The 16,517-nt window shown below is 62.6% G+C and carries 14 protein-coding genes and 1 pseudogene; 6 read left to right on the top strand and 9 right to left on the bottom strand.

Annotated elements, in window-relative coordinates:
• Positions 1-10 precede the first annotated feature (10 nt).
• Complete coding sequence (locus tag FE781_RS04730; protein ID WP_138788446.1) at positions 11-1,033, top strand: substrate-binding domain-containing protein; 1,023 nt, start codon at positions 11-13, stop codon at positions 1,031-1,033.
• 66 nt (positions 1,034-1,099) lie between these two features.
• Here the strand turns inward: FE781_RS04730 and FE781_RS04725 are convergent, their stop codons facing one another.
• Both FE781_RS04725 and FE781_RS04720 read right to left on the bottom strand, forming a co-directional pair.
• A complete protein-coding gene (locus FE781_RS04725; protein WP_138788445.1) occupies positions 1,100-1,306 on the bottom strand; it encodes a hypothetical protein in 207 nt (68 codons plus the stop codon).
• A 115-nt stretch (positions 1,307-1,421) separates the two neighbouring features.
• Positions 1,422-2,333, bottom strand: a complete 912-nt coding sequence (locus FE781_RS04720; RefSeq protein ID WP_138788444.1) for an EamA family transporter — start codon at positions 2,331-2,333, stop codon at positions 1,422-1,424.
• Between the two features lie 181 nt (positions 2,334-2,514).
• Between FE781_RS04720 and FE781_RS04715 the strand changes: the two genes are divergently transcribed.
• Complete coding sequence (locus tag FE781_RS04715; protein ID WP_138788443.1) at positions 2,515-3,783, top strand: BaiN/RdsA family NAD(P)/FAD-dependent oxidoreductase; 1,269 nt, start codon at positions 2,515-2,517, stop codon at positions 3,781-3,783.
• 72 nt (positions 3,784-3,855) lie between these two features.
• Here FE781_RS04715 and FE781_RS04710 read toward each other — a convergent pair whose 3' ends face one another.
• Positions 3,856-4,524, bottom strand: a complete 669-nt coding sequence (locus tag FE781_RS04710) for a hypothetical protein (protein WP_138788442.1) — start codon at positions 4,522-4,524, stop codon at positions 3,856-3,858.
• Positions 4,525-4,759: 235 nt separating this feature from the next.
• Between FE781_RS04710 and FE781_RS04705 the strand changes: the two are divergent.
• A pseudogene (locus tag FE781_RS04705) lies at positions 4,760-5,209 on the top strand (L,D-transpeptidase); the annotation flags it as partial.
• A 66-nt stretch (positions 5,210-5,275) separates the two neighbouring features.
• Here FE781_RS04705 and FE781_RS04700 read toward each other — a convergent pair.
• The 4 genes from FE781_RS04700 to xylA all read right to left on the bottom strand — a co-directional run bounded on the left by FE781_RS04700 (position 5,276) and on the right by xylA (position 11,084).
• Entirely contained in the window at positions 5,276-7,195 is a 1,920-nt protein-coding gene (locus FE781_RS04700) for an ABC transporter ATP-binding protein (protein ID WP_138788441.1), read from the bottom strand.
• Entirely contained in the window at positions 7,192-8,913 is a 1,722-nt protein-coding gene (locus FE781_RS04695; protein ID WP_138788440.1) for an ABC transporter ATP-binding protein, read from the bottom strand. Before FE781_RS04695 ends, FE781_RS04700 begins: the two co-directional genes overlap by 4 nt.
• A gap of 44 nt (positions 8,914-8,957) precedes the next feature.
• Positions 8,958-9,431 carry a MarR family winged helix-turn-helix transcriptional regulator gene (locus FE781_RS04690; RefSeq protein ID WP_138788439.1) on the bottom strand — a complete coding sequence of 158 codons (474 nt, stop codon included), beginning with the start codon at positions 9,429-9,431 and terminating at the stop codon, positions 8,958-8,960.
• 336 nt (positions 9,432-9,767) lie between these two features.
• On the bottom strand, positions 9,768-11,084 hold the full coding sequence (gene xylA, locus FE781_RS04685; RefSeq protein WP_138788438.1) for a xylose isomerase: 1,317 nt from the start codon (positions 11,082-11,084) through the stop codon (positions 9,768-9,770).
• Positions 11,085-11,253: 169 nt separating this feature from the next.
• Here xylA and FE781_RS04680 point away from each other — a divergent pair, with 169 nt between their 5' ends.
• The 3 genes from FE781_RS04680 (at position 11,254) to FE781_RS04670 (ending at position 14,741) form a co-directional block, all read left to right on the top strand.
• Positions 11,254-12,474 carry an ROK family transcriptional regulator gene (locus tag FE781_RS04680; RefSeq protein ID WP_138788437.1) on the top strand — a complete coding sequence of 407 codons (1,221 nt, stop codon included), beginning with the start codon at positions 11,254-11,256 and terminating at the stop codon, positions 12,472-12,474.
• 329 nt (positions 12,475-12,803) lie between these two features.
• Positions 12,804-13,346, top strand: coding sequence for a GNAT family N-acetyltransferase (locus tag FE781_RS04675; RefSeq protein WP_138788436.1), 543 nt, complete (start codon positions 12,804-12,806; stop codon positions 13,344-13,346).
• Between the two features lie 186 nt (positions 13,347-13,532).
• Positions 13,533-14,741, top strand: a complete 1,209-nt coding sequence (locus FE781_RS04670) for an MDR family MFS transporter (protein ID WP_138788435.1) — start codon at positions 13,533-13,535, stop codon at positions 14,739-14,741.
• Here the strand turns inward: FE781_RS04670 and FE781_RS04665 are convergent.
• Together FE781_RS04665 and FE781_RS04660 are read right to left on the bottom strand one after the other, a co-directional pair.
• Complete coding sequence (locus FE781_RS04665) at positions 14,738-15,478, bottom strand: 2-phosphosulfolactate phosphatase (RefSeq protein WP_138788434.1); 741 nt, start codon at positions 15,476-15,478, stop codon at positions 14,738-14,740. The genes FE781_RS04670 and FE781_RS04665 overlap by 4 nt on opposite strands.
• A gap of 220 nt (positions 15,479-15,698) precedes the next feature.
• A complete protein-coding gene (locus FE781_RS04660; RefSeq protein ID WP_138788433.1) occupies positions 15,699-16,484 on the bottom strand; it encodes a TIGR00266 family protein in 786 nt (261 codons plus the stop codon).
• Positions 16,485-16,517 lie beyond the last annotated feature (33 nt).

The raw sequence follows: 16,517 nt of genomic DNA, 5'->3' as shown, positions 1-16,517 counted from the left end.
GATCTCATCCATGCCGAAGAAAATCGTGATGCAAGATATAGCGGACCGGCTGAAGATTTCGAAAAACTCCGTGTCGCAGGCGTTGTCCGGCAAGGACGGCGTAAGCGAGGAGACGCGGCGCAAAGTTATCCGGACCGCCGAGGAGATGGGTTATCAATACGAGAGGAAAAGAAGCCGGGGAGGAAGCAAGCAGGCGCGATCGATCGGGCTTATCGCGTCGGAATTCACCTTTACCACAAAGACGTTTTTCGGAGACATCTTTCTGGCCATCGAACGGGAAGCGCAGCAGCACAACATCAGGCTGCTGATTCAATCCGTCAACCCGTCCGCGCGCGACACCTTGACGTTGCCCGATTTTATCGACGACCGCCTGGTGGAAGGCGTGCTGGTGCTGTCGCATATCAGCACCGATTATATTAACAAGGTGATTTCCCGGGACATTCCGACCGTGCTTGTCGACCATCACCACCCGCTCATCCAGGCGGACGCCGTATTGACCAACAACCGTTTCGGCGCCTATCTCGCCGTCAAGCATCTGATCGATCTCGGCCACCGCCATATCGCCGTCATCGGAAATACGGACGCTTCGCCGAGTTACCAGGAACGGTGGGAAGGATACATGCTGGCCTTGCGGGATCACGGAATCGAGCCCCGGCAAGATCTGATGTTCGTTCATGTCAAGGAGGACGAAACATGGATCTCGGAAACGGTTCAATCGCTGCGGCAACAGCCGAGCGCCTGGTTTTGCCTGAACGACGGCTTCGCGTTTTTCGTCTGCGCCGCCTTAAAGCATCTCGGTCTTCGGATTCCGGAGGACGTCTCGATCTGCGGGTTCGATAACTCGCATTTCTCGCAAATCTCCGATCCCAAAATCACGACCATGGACATCGACCTCGACCAGTTCGCGCGCAAAGCGTTCGCCCAATTGCTGTGGCGCATCAAGCATCCCGGCGACGTGCACCGGGAAACGCTGTTGCCCACGAAACTCATCCGGCGCGAATCGACGGACACGTGCGCGGGAGGCGGCACGTGACCGGTCCGGCAGCGGCATGAATGGCCGATTCTGCCGGAGGCTCTTGAAATTGTGCGCTTCTTTGGGCTAGAGCGTCACGACCCCGGAAGCAATCACGATCACAAAAGCCGCGATGCCGATCAATCCCGCTCCGATCAGCATGACGCCTTGGGTGCGTTTTCCCTGGAACATGCGCAGGACCCCGAGGCTGAACATGGAGAGAATAAAAGTAACGAACAATGCGGTTACGATAAAAAATGCCGGATTCGTCTCCGTAATATCGACGACACCCATCCTGATATCCCTTCCTTTAGCGGTAAGCCGTTAAACTCGGTTTACCGTTTATTGTATAGCATCGCCGGCCGGATTTCATCCGTCCGCCGCATTCGCAAGCTCGCTCCGGCGTTCCTTACCGGGAAGGCGCCGGAGAGGGAGGCGCGTCCGGCGCGCGTCGCCGGAGCAGCTCGGGCAAGGCCACTCCTCCGAGGATCAGCAGCACCCCGAACCATTGCGGCAGCGACACCGGCTCGCCCAGGACGGCGTACGACATCGCGACGGCCACCGGCAGTTCGACCGCGCCGAGGATCGACGCGAGTCCGGGACCGATGTGCGGGACGCCGACCGCAAACGCGGTAACCGGAAGCAGGACGCCGAATGCGGCCAGCAGCACGCCCCATTGCCATAATCCGCCCGTAAATTGCCCGTCGAACAGATGCTTCGGCGGCAGCAGCGCCATCGTGATCAGGGCCGCCCCCGCGGCGATCCAAACGCTGCGGGTGACGGGATGAACGCCGGGGGCGACCGTTCCGCTCGCGGCTATAAACCCGCTGTACGTGCATGCGCTGGCCAGCCCCAGGACGATGCCCTGCCAGGCGGCTTCCCCTCTCCATACGTCCGGGCCGGCCGCCAGGACGGTTCCCGCGAGAAGCGGAAGCAGCGCCCATAGCTGCCCCTTCTCGGGCTTGCGGCGGCGGATCAGCGCTTCTCCCAGCACGCCGATCCAGGTGAATTGAAACAGTAAAATTATCGCAAGCGACGCTTCGATATATTGCAGAGCTCCGTAGTAGACGATTCCGGTCAGACCCGTTACAAATCCGGTCAGCAGCAGGCGCATCGCCTGGCGTCGGGACGGCCTTTGCCGCGGAGACGAGCGCCGGGCCCTCAGACCGGCGGCCACTATCGTCATCCCGATAAATCCGAGCAGCGTCTGCGAGCCCACGACACCGCCCAGGCCGTAGCCTTGGCTGTAGGCCAGCTTGGTGAACGTCGACAGCAATCCGTAGCTGGCCGCTCCCGCCAACACAATCCACACGTATCTCATGAAACTCTCTCCTTCCGCGTCCGCGGATTCGGCCGACGGCGTATTCTAGCTTCCCCTGCGCTCTGCCCTCCCTAATCCTAACCGATCCCCTGCGGAAAATCGACAAGAACTTCACGCGGCCCGGCGGGCGGCAACGCGCAGCCGCGTATGATATAATGCGGACAAACGGAGGTCGAATCAATTGGCACAGGATATCATTATCGTCGGAGGAGGCCCGTCCGGGCTGATGGCCGCGATCGCCGCCAGCGCAGGCGGGGCGCGGACGCTGCTGCTGGACAAGGGCAACCGCCTCGGACGCAAGCTCGGCATCTCGGGCGGAGGGCGATGCAACGTCACTAACGCCAAGCCGATCGACGAGATCATCAAAAACATCCCCGGCAACGGGCGTTTTTTGCACAGCGCGCTTGCCCGGTTCGGCAACCGGGAGATCATTGACTTTTTCGAAGGGCTCGGCATCCGGTTGAAGGAAGAAGACCGGGGGCGGATGTTCCCCGTATCCGACAAAGCGAAAACGGTCGTGGAAGCGCTCGTCAACCAGGTGCGCAAGCAGCGTGTCGAAATCCGGGTGGACTGCGCGGTGGACCGGGTGCTGTACGGAGATAGCGGCGTTCGGGGCGTTCAGCTGAAGAACGGGGAAACGCTGACGGCTTCCTGCGTGATCGTGGCGACGGGAGGCAAATCGGTGCCGCATACCGGTTCGACGGGAGACGGCTACGCCTGGGCGGAAGCCGCCGGCCATACGATCACGGAGCTGTATCCGACGGAGGTCCCCCTCGTGTCCCGCGAACCGTTTATTCGCAGCCGCGAGCTGCAGGGACTGTCCCTGCGCGACATTGCGCTCAGCGTGTGGAACGCCAAAGGCAAACGGGTCGTCGAGCACGAAGGGGATATGATCTTTACGCATTTCGGTTTGTCCGGGCCGGCGGTATTGCGCTGCAGCCAGTTCGTCGTCAAGCAGCTTATGGCCGGGGAGAAAGAAGTGACGCTGACGATCGACCTGCGCCCCGGCAAGTCCGAAGACGCGGTTTACGCGGAGACGTGGGACATGATTCAAGACGAGCCGCGCAAGGCGATTAAAAACGTGCTGAAAGGTTATGCGAGCGAAAAATGGATTCCGCTGCTGCTGAACCGGGCCGGGCTGAAAGAAGATCTGACGTTCGACAACGTGCCGAAGCAAGGCTGGAGGGAGTTGGCCCGCCTGTTCAAAGCGTTTCCCGTGAAGGTTCATGGATCGCTTTCCATCGAGGAGGCGTTCGTGACGGGGGGCGGCGTTCATCTGAAAGAGATCGATCCCCGGACGATGGAATCGAAGCTGATGCCGGGGTTGTACTTCTGCGGGGAAATCCTCGATATTCACGGTTATACCGGAGGCTATAACATCACGGCGGCTTTCTCGACGGGACACTGTGCCGGGAGAAGCGCGGCCGAGCGGGTGCGCGAGCTTCGTTGAGGCGCTCCGGAGGGACATGAGGCCGAGAGCGGCGATTGTTCCCTCCGGCGCTTCTCTTCCCGCTAACTGTCGTCATACGAACAGACGGGGACTGCTGCGTTCCGACGGCTGCTTGCCGGCCGAGGAGCGCCGATGCGGCTTGCCGGCCGGAGTCTGCCGGCTGGTTGTCCGGACGTTGCGGGACGACCCCGCGGCCGGCCGGTTCGGCGCTCCGCCGCCGCCCCGGCCGGAAGCCGCCCGCAAGGCGGCGGGACGACCGGCGTTCCCCCTGGGGCGCGCCTGCGCTTGCGTCCGGCGGGATAGCGTCGCGGCCGGCCGGGCAGGCGGCGAGGGCGGCTGCGGCTGGGCCGCGGCCGCCGCCGACGGAGGAGCCCCGAACAAATTGTTCATCATCGGCCCCAACTGGTTGATATGGTTCATCATCGTATTAAACTGCCCGATGGCACTCATCGTTTTGTTGAAGCCGTTCATGGCGGTTTGAATCCCCTGAAACAGCCCCCCTCCGCCGGCCGCGGCGCCCGCGGCTGCGGCGGTTCCCTGCGCCGCCGCGCCTTGCTGCGCGGGGGCGGCCGGCGGAAAGGCCGGCGCCGGCATAAGGCCGGGAGGCGCTCCCATGCCCCCCATTCCATAGCCGCCGCCTCCCGGCATGCCCCCATAACCTCCCCAGTATCCGGCCGGGGGCATGCCGCCGAAGAATACGGGATACGGAAAACGACGGCCCCCCTGTCCCAGCGAGGTCATCGGTGCCTCCCTCCTTCGTCATTCCAGACATCGTTTCCGGCCGCGTACGGGCCGATTCCTTGATACAGTTTATGCGGGACGGCCCGCCTCTGTATAGGTGAACCGCCCCGTCCTCCTCGTACTGATAATCGCCCGATCGGAGAGCCATCCTATACAAGGATTGTCCCCTCACGCGTTTTTTCCTCGGCATGCGTATGGCGGGTCCTATCCATTCCGCAGGGAGGAACCGTCTTCCATGATCTCGTTCATCCGTATGAGACACGCCCTTCGAACGGCTGCGCTTGCCGGATCGAAAGCGGCCTGGCGCCTGGCGCCGGCGATTGTTCTTGCCTTATGGCTTGCCCTCCCGCCCGCATCCGGGTCGGCCGCGTTCGCGGCGGAACAGCCGGAGACCGCTCCCGAACCGGACGCCGACATCCGGCTGGAGATCGATCCCGAGCGGCATCGGCTACGGGTGAACTCCGGGGGCCGCGTGATCCGCACGTTCCCGATTGCGCTGGGCAAGCCGGATACGCCTACCCCGATCGGGGATTTTGTGATTGTGAACCGGCACAAGCATTGGGGCAAAGGCTTCGGCACACGGTGGCTGGGGCTGAATGTGCCTTGGGGCATCTACGGCATTCATGGCACGAACAAACCGCATTCCATCGGCCACGATGCCAGCCACGGGTGTATCCGCATGTACAACCGGGATGTCGGTTTTGCGGAATGGGCACAGTCGGGCTTGTCGAATAAACGGCCGGGAACGCCGTCAGACGGCTTCCTTCGCCTTGCCGCCGGCGAACTGGCTCTTGTACAGCTCGGCGTAAAATCCGCCCCGCGCCAGCAGCTCTTCGTGAGTCCCCTGCTCGACGACGGCGCCCTTGTTCATGACCAAGATGAGGTCGGCGTCCCGGATTGTCGACAGTCTGTGCGCGATGACGAAGCTCGTGCGCCCTTTCATCAATTCCTTCATCGCCTTCTGGATCTGGATCTCGGTCCGCGTGTCGACGCTGCTGGTCGCTTCGTCCAGCAGCAGAATCGCCGGATCGGCCAGGATCGCGCGGGCGATCGTCAGCAGTTGCTTCTGCCCTTGGGACAGATTTGTCGCTTCTTCGTTCAGCACCGTATCATACCCGTCGGGCAGCGTCCGGATGAAATGGTCGGCGTTGGCCGCCTGGGCCGCCCGCACGATCTCCTTCTCCGAAGCGCCGGCGCGCCCGTACGCGATATTGTCCCGGATGGTTCCCCCGAACAGCCACGTATCCTGGAGCACCATGCCGAACAGCCCCCGCAGATCACTCCGCTTCATCCGCGTCACGTCCGTGCCGTCGATCGTGATCCGCCCGCCCTGCAGCTCGTAGAACCGCATCAGCAGGTTGACGAGCGTCGTCTTCCCGGCCCCGGTCGGGCCGACGATCGCCACCGTCTGTCCCGCCCGGACGTCCACGTTCAGCTCGTCCATCAGCGGCGCATCTTCCGAATAGCCGAACCGGATGTGCTCGAACCGGACGTTTCCGGCCGTCCCGGCGGAAGCCGGCGCGGCCGCCGCATCGGCGGGATCGGGGATTTCCTCCGGCTCGTCGAGCAATTCGAAGACGCGCTCCGCGGCCGCCACCGTCGATTGGATGATGTTCGCGATTTGCGCGGTTTGCGTAATCGGCATCGTAAATTGCTTGGAATACGAGATAAACGCCTGCACATCGCCGATCCGGATGGAGCCGCGCATAACGAGAATGCCGCCGGCCACGCAGACGGCCACGTAGCCGAGATTGCCGATAAAATTCATCATCGGCATGATGATCCCCGAGATAAACTGGGCTCTCCAGGAGGCGTCGTACAGCTTCGCGTTCACTTCGTCGAACCGCCGGACGGATTGCTTTTCGCGTCCGAACGCCTTCACGACGGCGTGCCCCGCATACATCTCCTCGACGTGCCCGTTCAGCTCGCCGAGCGCCTTCTGCTGATCGCGGAAATGCTGCTGGGAACGCATCGTCACGGAGCGGATCGCGATCAGGCTGAGCGGAACCGTCAAGACGACGATCAGCGTCATCAGCGGACTGATCGACAGCATCATGATGACGACCCCGATCAGCGTGACAAACGCGGTGATGAACTGGGTCAAGCTTTGCTGAAGCGTCGAACTGACCGTATCGACGTCGTTCACGACGCGGCTCAGAATTTCTCCGTTCGGACGCGAGTCGAAGTATTTCAGCGGCAGGCGGGACAGCTTGCGGTTCACATCCTCGCGCAGCTTGTAGACGATGCGCTGGGCGACGCCGGCCATCACGTGCTGCTGCACGTACGCGAACAACGCGCTGAAGGCGTACAGCGCGACCAGGACGAGGATAATGTCCGCGATTCCGGCGAAATCGATCGCCGCGCCCGGCTCTCTCCGCGCTTTTCCCATCATGCCTTCGAACAGCTTGGTCGTTGCTTCGCCCATCAGCTTCGGGCTGACGATCGCAAACACCGTGCTCAGCACGGCCGTCAAACACACAACCCCCAATGCGATCCGATGGGGCTTCATGTATCCGATCAGACGGCGCAAGGCCGCTTTGAAGTTTTTGGCTTTCTGGCCGGGCATGCCCATCATGCCCGGGCCGCGTCCCGGAGGTCCGAAGACGCCGGCCGCTCCTCCCGGCCCCTGGCCGGCGCGTCCGGACTGCCGGTGTTGGCGGACTTCGCTCATGCGATCTCCTCCTCGGTCAACTGCGACGCCACGATCTCTCTATAGACGCCGCAGGTCTGCATCAGCTCTTGATGCGTGCCGTTGCCGACCACTCGCCCTTCGTCCAGCACGATAATCCGGTCGGCGTCCATCACCGTGCTGACCCGCTGGGCGACGATCAGCACGGTAGCCCCGGCCGTCTCGGCCCGCAGCGCCTGGCGGAGCCGCGCGTCCGTCCTGTAATCCAGCGCCGAGAAGCTGTCGTCGAACAGGTAGATGCCGGGTCTGCGGACAAGCGCCCGGGCGATCGAGAGCCTCTGTTTCTGCCCGCCGGACAGATTCGCTCCGCCCTGGGAGACGGCGGAATCGTACCCCTCCGGCAGCTCGGCGATAAATTCGGCCGCCTGGGCGATCTGCGCCGCCCGCCGGATCTCCTCGTCGGTCGCATCCTCCTTGCCGCAGCGGATATTGTCCGCGATCGTGCCGGTAAACAGCACCGCCTTCTGAGGAACAAGCCCGATCCGCGAACGCAGGCTCTCCTGCGACAGCTCGCGCACGTCCGTTCCGCCGACCAGCACCTGGCCGGTCTCGGCTTCGTAAAACCGGGGAATCAGATGGATCAGCGTCGATTTGCCCGAGCCCGTTCCGCCGATAATCGCCGTCACCTCGCCCGCGTTCGCGCGGAACGTCACGTTCTCCAGGGCGGGCGCCTCCGCTCCGGGATAGCGGAACGTCACGTTGCGGAATTCGATGTCGGGAACCGCGGTCGACCGCTTCTTCCCGTCGTCCGGAATCGCCGGACGTATGGCGAGCACTTCGTTGATCCGGGCGGCGGAAGCCGACGCCCTGGGCAGCATCACCAGCATCATCGACGCGAACACAAGCGAGAACATGATCTGCCACGCGTATTGGATGAACGCGATCAGGTCGCCCACCTGCATATGTCCGCCGTCGATGCGAATTCCCCCGAACCATAAGATCGCGAGACCCGCCAGATTTAACGTCAGCAGCATGACGGGCATCATCGCGGCCATCAACCGGTTGACCCGGATCGCCGTATCCGTCAGATCCCGGTTCGCCTGTACGAACCGTTCCGCCTCATGCTCGTCGCGGTTAAACGAACGGATGACACGGATGCCGGTCAACCGCTCGCGCAGCACGAGATTCAACCGGTCCAGCTTCGTCTGCATCGACTTGAACAACGGGCCGCCTTTGCGGAAGACCAGCAAAATAAGAAGCGCCAGCACCGGTACGATCGCGATCAGCACGAGCGACAGCGTCGCATCCTTGGACATGGCGAGAACGATTCCGCCGATACACATAAGCGGCGCCATCACCAGCACGCGCATCATAATCGTCAGCACTTGGTAGATTTGCTGGATGTCGTTGGTCGTGCGGGTAATCAGGGAGGCCGTGCCGACGCGGTCGAATTCGCCGAGCGAGAACGTCTCGACATGCGCAAACACGCGGCTCCGCAGATCGCGCGCGAATCCGCCGGCCGCCTTGGCGGACCAGTAGCTGGCGCCGACGGAACAAGCGACGCCGATCGCGGCGATAAGCAGCATGAAGCCTCCGACTTTCCAGATGTAAGCCGTATTCCCGGCCGCTACGCCCAAGTCGACGATATCGGCCATCAGCGTCGGCAGATACAGATCGGACAACGACTGGAGAAACACAAGCGCCAGCGTCGCGGCGACCGCCCGCCGGTACGGCTTAAGATTGCGAAGCAGCTTTAACATGCAAGGGCAGCTCCTTTGTGTTACGATATGGAATCCGACTGTTGTCATTCGGCGGGAAACCGCTCCATCCCCGCTTCCCGTTCGCTGTAGTAGAGGTGTACGTCGTCAAGCAGGGCGATCAGTTGCCGGCTTCGATCGAGGCCCAAGTAGGCGATCAAGCCGCTCACCCCTTCCAGCATCGATTGCTCCACCTTCCGCATCTCTTCCTGTCCGGATTCCGTCAGCGCGATTCGCACGATACGCCGGTCGGCCGGGTCCGCCTTCCTCTCGACCAGCCCTCTCGCTTCGAGCACGTTGACCATCTGCGTGACCGACGGCGTCGATACGCGAAGATGCCGGCCGATCTCGGACGTTTTCATGCCGGGCGAACCTTTGCGCATATGCCGGCGCAGCGTGTGCAGCAGAATGGTCTCGCCCGGCGTGCAGCCTTCCGCCCTCAGGCCGTTCCAGCGGATCGTCCGGAGCTGGCGGAACGCCCGGAGCAGGTCGAAGGCAATCTGGTTGGAATCTGCGGACATCGGGATTCCTGCCTCCTTTTCTTTTTTGTGTGTGTCCTAACTATTTACTTAAGTAACTTAAGTTTAATCCGGCCGTTCGCCGCTGTCAAAGCCTAATTTCGTCGGAAAACCTCGCATACGTTGACCGGCAAGAGGCGGCGCGGCCGATTGACCGACGAGCGCAAGCCCCGGCTGCCGGTTCGGCCGGAAACCTCCGGGTAATGCGGTTCGCAGGCCAAATCAAACGGCCTCGGTCCCGTGATATTCGGAACCAAGGCCGTTCATCGGTTTTATTTTTTTGTATGTGCGTTCAGATGATTCTTCGCCATCGGGCGAAGCGGGGACCGCCATCACCGGTTACTCGACGTTCAGCAGGTATTGGTTGATCGTCGCCTTGATCAGCTCTTGGCGGCCCGATTTGTTGACGATCGGTTTGTTTTGCAGCGCGTATTGCTCCAACGTATGGAAGTTCGCTTTGCCGCTGACAATGTCCAGGCCGATGCCTTCGCGGAACGAAGCGTAGCGATCCTCGATCACTTGCTCCAGCACGCGGTCCTCGATCAGCTTGGCGGCGACTTTCAATCCGCGGGCGAAGCTGTCGATGCCGGCGATATGCGCGATCACCAGATCGTCCGGCTCGAACGAAGCGCGGCGAACTTTCGCGTCGAAGTTGACGCCGCCGCTGCCGAGGCCGTTGTTCTGCAAAATTTCGTACATCGCCAACGTCGTCGAGTACAGGTCGGTCGGGAACTCATCCGTATCCCAGCCGAGCAGCAGATCGCCCTGGTTCGCGTCGATCGAGCCCAGCATGCCCGCCAGCCGCGCGACACGCAGCTCGTGCTCGAACGTATGGCCGGCCAGCGTCGCGTGGTTCGCTTCGATATTCAGCTTGAAGTATTCCTTCAGGCCGTAGTTTTGCAGGAACGCGATGGTCGTCGCGGCGTCGAAGTCGTACTGGTGCTTGGACGGCTCCTTCGGCTTCGGTTCGATCAGGAATTGGCCGGTGAAGCCGATCTCCTTGGCGTATGCCACCGCCATATGGAGGAACCGGGCCAGATTGTCCTGCTCCAGCTTCAAGTCGGTGTTCAGCAGCGTCTCGTAGCCTTCGCGTCCGCCCCAGAACACGTAGTTCTCGGCTCCGAGCTGCTTCGCGTGTTCGAGCGCTTTCTTCACCTGCGCCGCCGCATAGGCGAATACGTCCGCATTGGAGGTCGTCGCCGCGCCGTGGACGAAGCGGGGATGGGTGAACATATTGGCCGTATTCCAAAGCAGCTTCGTGCGGCTCGTCTTCATGTACTCCTGGATCAGCGCGACGATCTCGTCAAGGTTGCGGTTTGTCTCTTGCAGCGTGTTTCCTTCCGGCGCGATGTCGCGGTCATGGAAGCAGAAGTACGGCACGCCGAGCTTGCCGAACAGTTCGAAGGCGGCTTCCACGCGGGCTTTGGCCAGATCCATGCCCGAGAAGCGGTCCCACGGGCGGATCGCCGTACCCGCGCCGAACGGATCGGCGCCGTTGCCCGTAAACGTGTGCCAATAGGAAACAGCGATGCGCAGATGCTCCTCCATCGTTTTGCCGAGAACTTTCTCCTGGGCGTTATAAAACTTGTAGGCGAACGGATTCGTCGAACGGCGTCCCTCATACTGGATTTCCGGAATATGGCCGAAAGCGCTCACAGTTCATTCCTCCATATCAGTTTGAATGAATTCGGATGGCCCTATTGTATCACGCCTCGATAACTTTGTACATCGGTTAAACAAAGTTTTGTTAGGTTTTCCGGAGGGTGCGTGATAAAATAGGAAGCTAAGAAGAAACGGCTTGGCCTTTGCAGAGAGAGGTAGTACCGTGAGCGTAACCGGAGATCAACATCTCGTCAAAAAAATAAACAAAACGATCGTGCTGAACCTGATCCGATCGCATTCTCCCATCTCCCGCGCGGATATATCGGCCCGCACGGGCTTGAACAAAGGGACCGTGTCCAGCCTCGTCCAGGAGCTGATCGACAGCCGGCTCGTGCGCGAGCTCGGGCCGGGCGCATCCAGCGGCGGACGCAAGCCGGTGCTGCTGGCGTTCGACCCCGGCGTCGGCGCTTCGATCGGCATCGACCTCGGCGTCAATTACGTGCTGGCGCTGCTGACCGGCCTGGACGGCGCGGTGATCGCCGAACGCCGGGAGACGCTGTCGAAGCGGGACTACGCGACCGTGCGGGAGACGCTGCTGCGCTTCGTTGCCGAACTCCGGGCGCTTGCCGCCGACCGTCCCTACGGGGTCGTCGGCGTCGGCATCGGCGTGCCGGGCATGGTCGACGAGCGGGGAGCCGTGCTGTTCGCGCCCAATCTCGGATGGCGCGGCATCCCGATGGCCGAGGAGCTTGCGGCCCGGCTCGACCTGCCGATCGCGATCGACAACGAAGCCAACTTCGGAGCGGTCGGCGAGCGGCAGTTCGGCGCGGGCCGGGACGCCGGGGACATGATCTACGTCAGCGCCGGCATCGGCATCGGGGCCGGATTGATCCTGAACGGCTCGCTGTACAAGGGAGCCGGCGGCTTGTCCGGCGAGGTCGGCCATATGACCGTGTCGCTGGACGGGCTCCCGTGCAGTTGCGGCAGCCGCGGCTGCTGGGAGCTGTACGCCTCCGAGCAGGCGCTGCTGCGGCTGGCGGAGGAGCGTCTGGGGCGGAAGCCCGGCAGGACCGCCGGACGGGAAGCAGGAGACGGTGACGAGGGGTACGGACTGGAGGAGCTCGTCGCGGCGGCCGCGGCGAATCCGCAAGGCGCCGCCGCCTCGCTCTTCCGCGAGATCGGCGCCCAGTTGGGAGTAGGCATCGCCAACCTGATCCACGCGTTTAACCCCGAGCGGGTCGTCATCGGCAACCGGCTGACGCTGGCGGCCGAATGGCTGGAGGAGCCGCTGGCGCGGGAGGTCGAGACGCGTACGTTCGGGTTCCACCGGAAGCGGTCCCGGCTGGAGTTCTCCCGCCTGGGCATCCGGGCCACCGCGTTGGGCGCGGCTTTTGCGGCGATGGAACCGTTTTTCGCGGAGACGCGGGTGACGACCGTCGGATAAGCGCCGCCGCGCGAGAAGCGTACGGGCTTTAGGCAGACGCGCGATCGGACGCTGGGGGACGCTGTTGCGAGTTGAGCCGGACACCCGGAGCTTGTAAGCGCAATGCCCCGCCTCCCCGCTTCGTAAGCGCACTTTTTCTCGTTGCAGCGGCTACAATGGCGGTTATCCCGCCCATTCGACAACTCCAGCGATAATTTTTTCTCGTTGCGCCAAAAACAACCGGCTTTCCCTCGTTTGATTCATCGCGCCAAAACCGCGCTCGGCCGATGGCGAACGAATACGCAGCCGTAACACGATATCGCGGCGGAAGCGACGAAAGAATAAGGAGGATGAGTCGTATGACTCCGGAGCGGCGATCCGCGAGGACGGACCTGCCGACGCTGTCCGTAGTCCCGATGACGGAGCAGCACGCCGAAGAGATTTGCCGCTGGCGCTACGAGCCCCCGTACGACGTGTTCAATTGGCCGGACTGGACCCGTATGGTTCGGGAAGGCGCGGAATTCGGCGATCCCGGTATCCGGGAACGGCAGTATGCGGCGGTTGTGGCGGGAAGCGGCGCGGACGGCTCCAACCCGGACGGCCCGGTGCTCGTCGGGTACGCGCAATTTTTCCCTATAACCGGCGTTACCCGCCTCGGGCTTGGTCTTCGCCCGGACTTGTGCGGGAGAGGGCTCGGAACTGCATTGGTCCGAACGATCGTCGAAGAAGCACGGCGGCGCGCTCCGCAGAACGCAATCGATCTGGAGGTGCTGACCTGGAACGTCCGGGCGATCCGCGCCTACGAGAAAGCGGGATTCGTCGTTGCGGACACGTACGTTCGTCCGACGCCTTGCGGACCGTCGGAATTTCACTGTATGGAGTATAACGGATAGGGTCAAGATTCGGTTGCAGCGTGCGGCGGTCCTCTCCCGGATATTCGGGAGGCGGCCGCCGTTCCGCATATGGAGGTCGTCAGAGGATTTTTTTCCATATAAAAAAAATACCTTCTTGCCATTCTCGCTTTCGTAAAATATAATTTCATAATTCATAGACTAATCAGACACCGGAGAGTGACCGACATGCGCAAGTGGCTGGCCGATCTCAAGCCGTTTCATCCGATCGTACATACGCTGATACTAGGTACGATGATGGCCAGAATCGGAAGCTCGATGAGCATGCCGTTTCTGGCGCTCCTGCTTGTCCGCGACGCGCAGATGGAGCCGGCCGCCATCGGCCTGACGATCGGCGCCAGCTCGCTGGCGGGAACGTTCGGCGGGTTTGTCGGCGGTGCATTGTCCGACCGGATCGGGCGCAGGCGGGTCATGCTGGCGGCGCAATATTCCTGGGGATTCGTGCTGATCGGGTTCGCCTTCGCCCAACACCCTGCGGCCTTCGTGGCGCTGAACATGCTGAACGGCCTGTGCCGCTCCTTCTTCGAGCCGGTCTCGCAGGCGCTCATCGGCGACCTTACCCCGCCGGACCGGCGGTTGCGGGCTTACTCGCTCCGCTACGTCGCGATTAATATCGGCGTCGCGGTCGGACCGCTGCTCGGGGCCTGGTTCGGCCTGGTGGCCGGACGTCTGCCGTTCGTCATCACCGGCACCGTCTACCTCGTGTACGCCGTCGTATTGGACTTGCTCCTGCGCCGCTTCGGTCTGAAGCAGATTCAAGGCAAGCAGCGCGAAGCCGCAACGATCGGAGACACGATCCGGACGGTCGGCTCCGACGCGGCTCTGCGCCTGTACCTGGCCGGCGGCCTGCTTGTGGCGGTCGGCTATTCGCAGATGACCGCGACGCTGTCCCAGCATCTGGACCGCTCGTTCGCCTCCGGCGCTTCCTTGTTCGCGCTGCTGATGAGCGTCAACGCCGTCACCGTCGTTCTCTCGCAGATGCCCCTGTCGCGCTGGGCCGAACGGCGTTCGCCGATAGCCGCCCTGCAGGTGGGCGTCGTCCTGTACGCGTTCGGCAGCGCAGGCTTCGCCCTAGCCGACAGTTGGCCGTCGATGATCGCCGCGATGGTCGTCTTCACTTGGGGCGAAGTGCTGACCTTCCCCGCCGGCGCCTGGTTTATCGACCGGCTCGCGCCGGAACATATGCGCGGCTCGTACTTCGGCGCGCAGACGCTCACGAGCCTGGGCCATTTTATCGGCCCGTGGGTCGGCGGTCTGATGCTGGCGGAATACGGCGGCCGCATCCTGTTCCTCGCGATGGCGGGGATCATGCTGGCGTCGATTGTGTTCTACCGGGGCGGCGAGGCGCTGTACCGCAAGCGGACGGCCGGCGGTTAGACGTCGATCCGACGCAGCCCGGAGAGCGGCTCGCCGACCTCCGCCGCCCGGGCCCCCTCGGCGTCTTCGTAAGGCTCGACGCGCAGCACGAACGGGAACCGGTTCAGCGCCAGGCATAACCCGAAGTCGCTGCGCGGATTCGACGCGTCCGGCTCGCCGTCGAGATCCAGGAAACGGTTCGTGCCGCTCTCGCCCTTCAGCCGCTCGACAATCGATTCGAAGCCTCCCGGAAATTCGCGTCCCTGCAGCGCGGCGGCGATCCATTCGGCGCACAACGTGTCTTCTTCGGCTTCTTCTTTGCCGCCCCAGCCCATCGCGATCAGCGAGACGTGTTCGGGCCTTCTGCGGCGGATGAATTCGACAATCGCCCCCGCATTCACGAAGCTGCCCGTCACAATCTCGTCGGCGCCCGAGGCGTTTACGATGCCCTGCGTGCCGGCGCTTGTGGTCATCACGACCGTGCGTCCGTCGAACCTCGCGTCGCGGGCGTGCGTCGGCGAGTTGCCGTAGTCGAAGCCGGGCTGCTTCAGCCCTCCCCGCTCGCCCATCAGAACCGCGTCCGGCCAATGCCGCTTCAGCCGATAGGCCGTCTCCAGCCCGCCCACGGGGACGATCGTGCGCGCGCCGTTCGCCATCACATAACAGGCGGTCGAGAACGCCCGGAACACATCAATCACGACCGCAAGTCCTCTCGCTTGGCGGGCTCCCTCAATCAACTGCAAAATTTCGATCTGCACGCTGCCATTACTCCTTCCGTATCCTGTTCACACGGTGCTTGATAAGCCTTCCAACCGACGACGCATGTAATCTATATACGGCAAACCGGCTTCGTCCATTCCCCCGGCCCTGCCTATGCCCGTTGGCTTTGGGTTGCCGCCCGGATGCCCGAAGAACCGGCCTCGGCCGAAACCGAAAGCGCGCCCTCCATCGGAGGACGCGCCCAATGCCCAACCGTGTTCAGTCGCCATCGAGAATACGGCCGAGACCGCCGAGCACGCTGCCTTCTTCCTTGCGGCCCGCGTTGCCCGAAGCGGATACGATCCGGTCCGCCATGCGGCTGAACGGCAGCGATTGGAGCCATACCTTGCCCGGTCCGCGCAGCGTCGCGAAGAATAAGCCTTCGCCGCCGAACAGCGCCGTCTTGATGCCTTTGACGAACTCGATATCGTAATCGACGTCCTGCGTCATCGCCACGAGACAGCCCGTGTCCACGCGGATCATCTCGCCCGGCCGCAGCACGCGCTCGCAGACCGTGCCGCCCGTATGCGCGAACGCCAACCCGTCGCCCTCAAGCTTCTGCATGATAAAACCTTCGCCGCCGAAGAAGCCGGCGCCGAGCTTGCGCTGGAAGGCAATCCCGACGGACACGCCCTTGGCCGCGCAGAGGAACGAATCCTTCTGGCAAATGATTTTGCCCTGATACTGCTCAAGGTCGAGCGGAATAATTTTCCCGGGATACGGCGATGCGAACGATACGCTCTGCCGCTGTGCGGCGCGGTTGGTGAACACCGTCATAAACAGGCTTTCGCCCGTCAGCAGCCGTTTGCCCGCCCCGAACAGCTTGCCCATTAAGCCTTTGCTTTCATCGCTGCCGTCGCCGAAGATCGTCTCCATGTCGATCCCCGCATCCATCATCATCATGCTGCCGGCTTCGGCGATAACGCTCTCGCCCGGGTCCAGCTCGATCTCCACATACTGCATTTCGCTTCCGTAGATGGCGTAGTCAATCTCATGCGCGCGCATTCGGACATCTCACTCCTCGTCTGTCGCCTGATC

This window comes from Paenibacillus thermoaerophilus, from assembly GCF_005938195.1.
GTDB classification, from domain to species: domain Bacteria; phylum Bacillota; class Bacilli; order Paenibacillales; family Reconciliibacillaceae; genus Paenibacillus_W; species Paenibacillus_W thermoaerophilus.
This window is presented reverse-complemented; position numbering and strand designations above follow the sequence as displayed.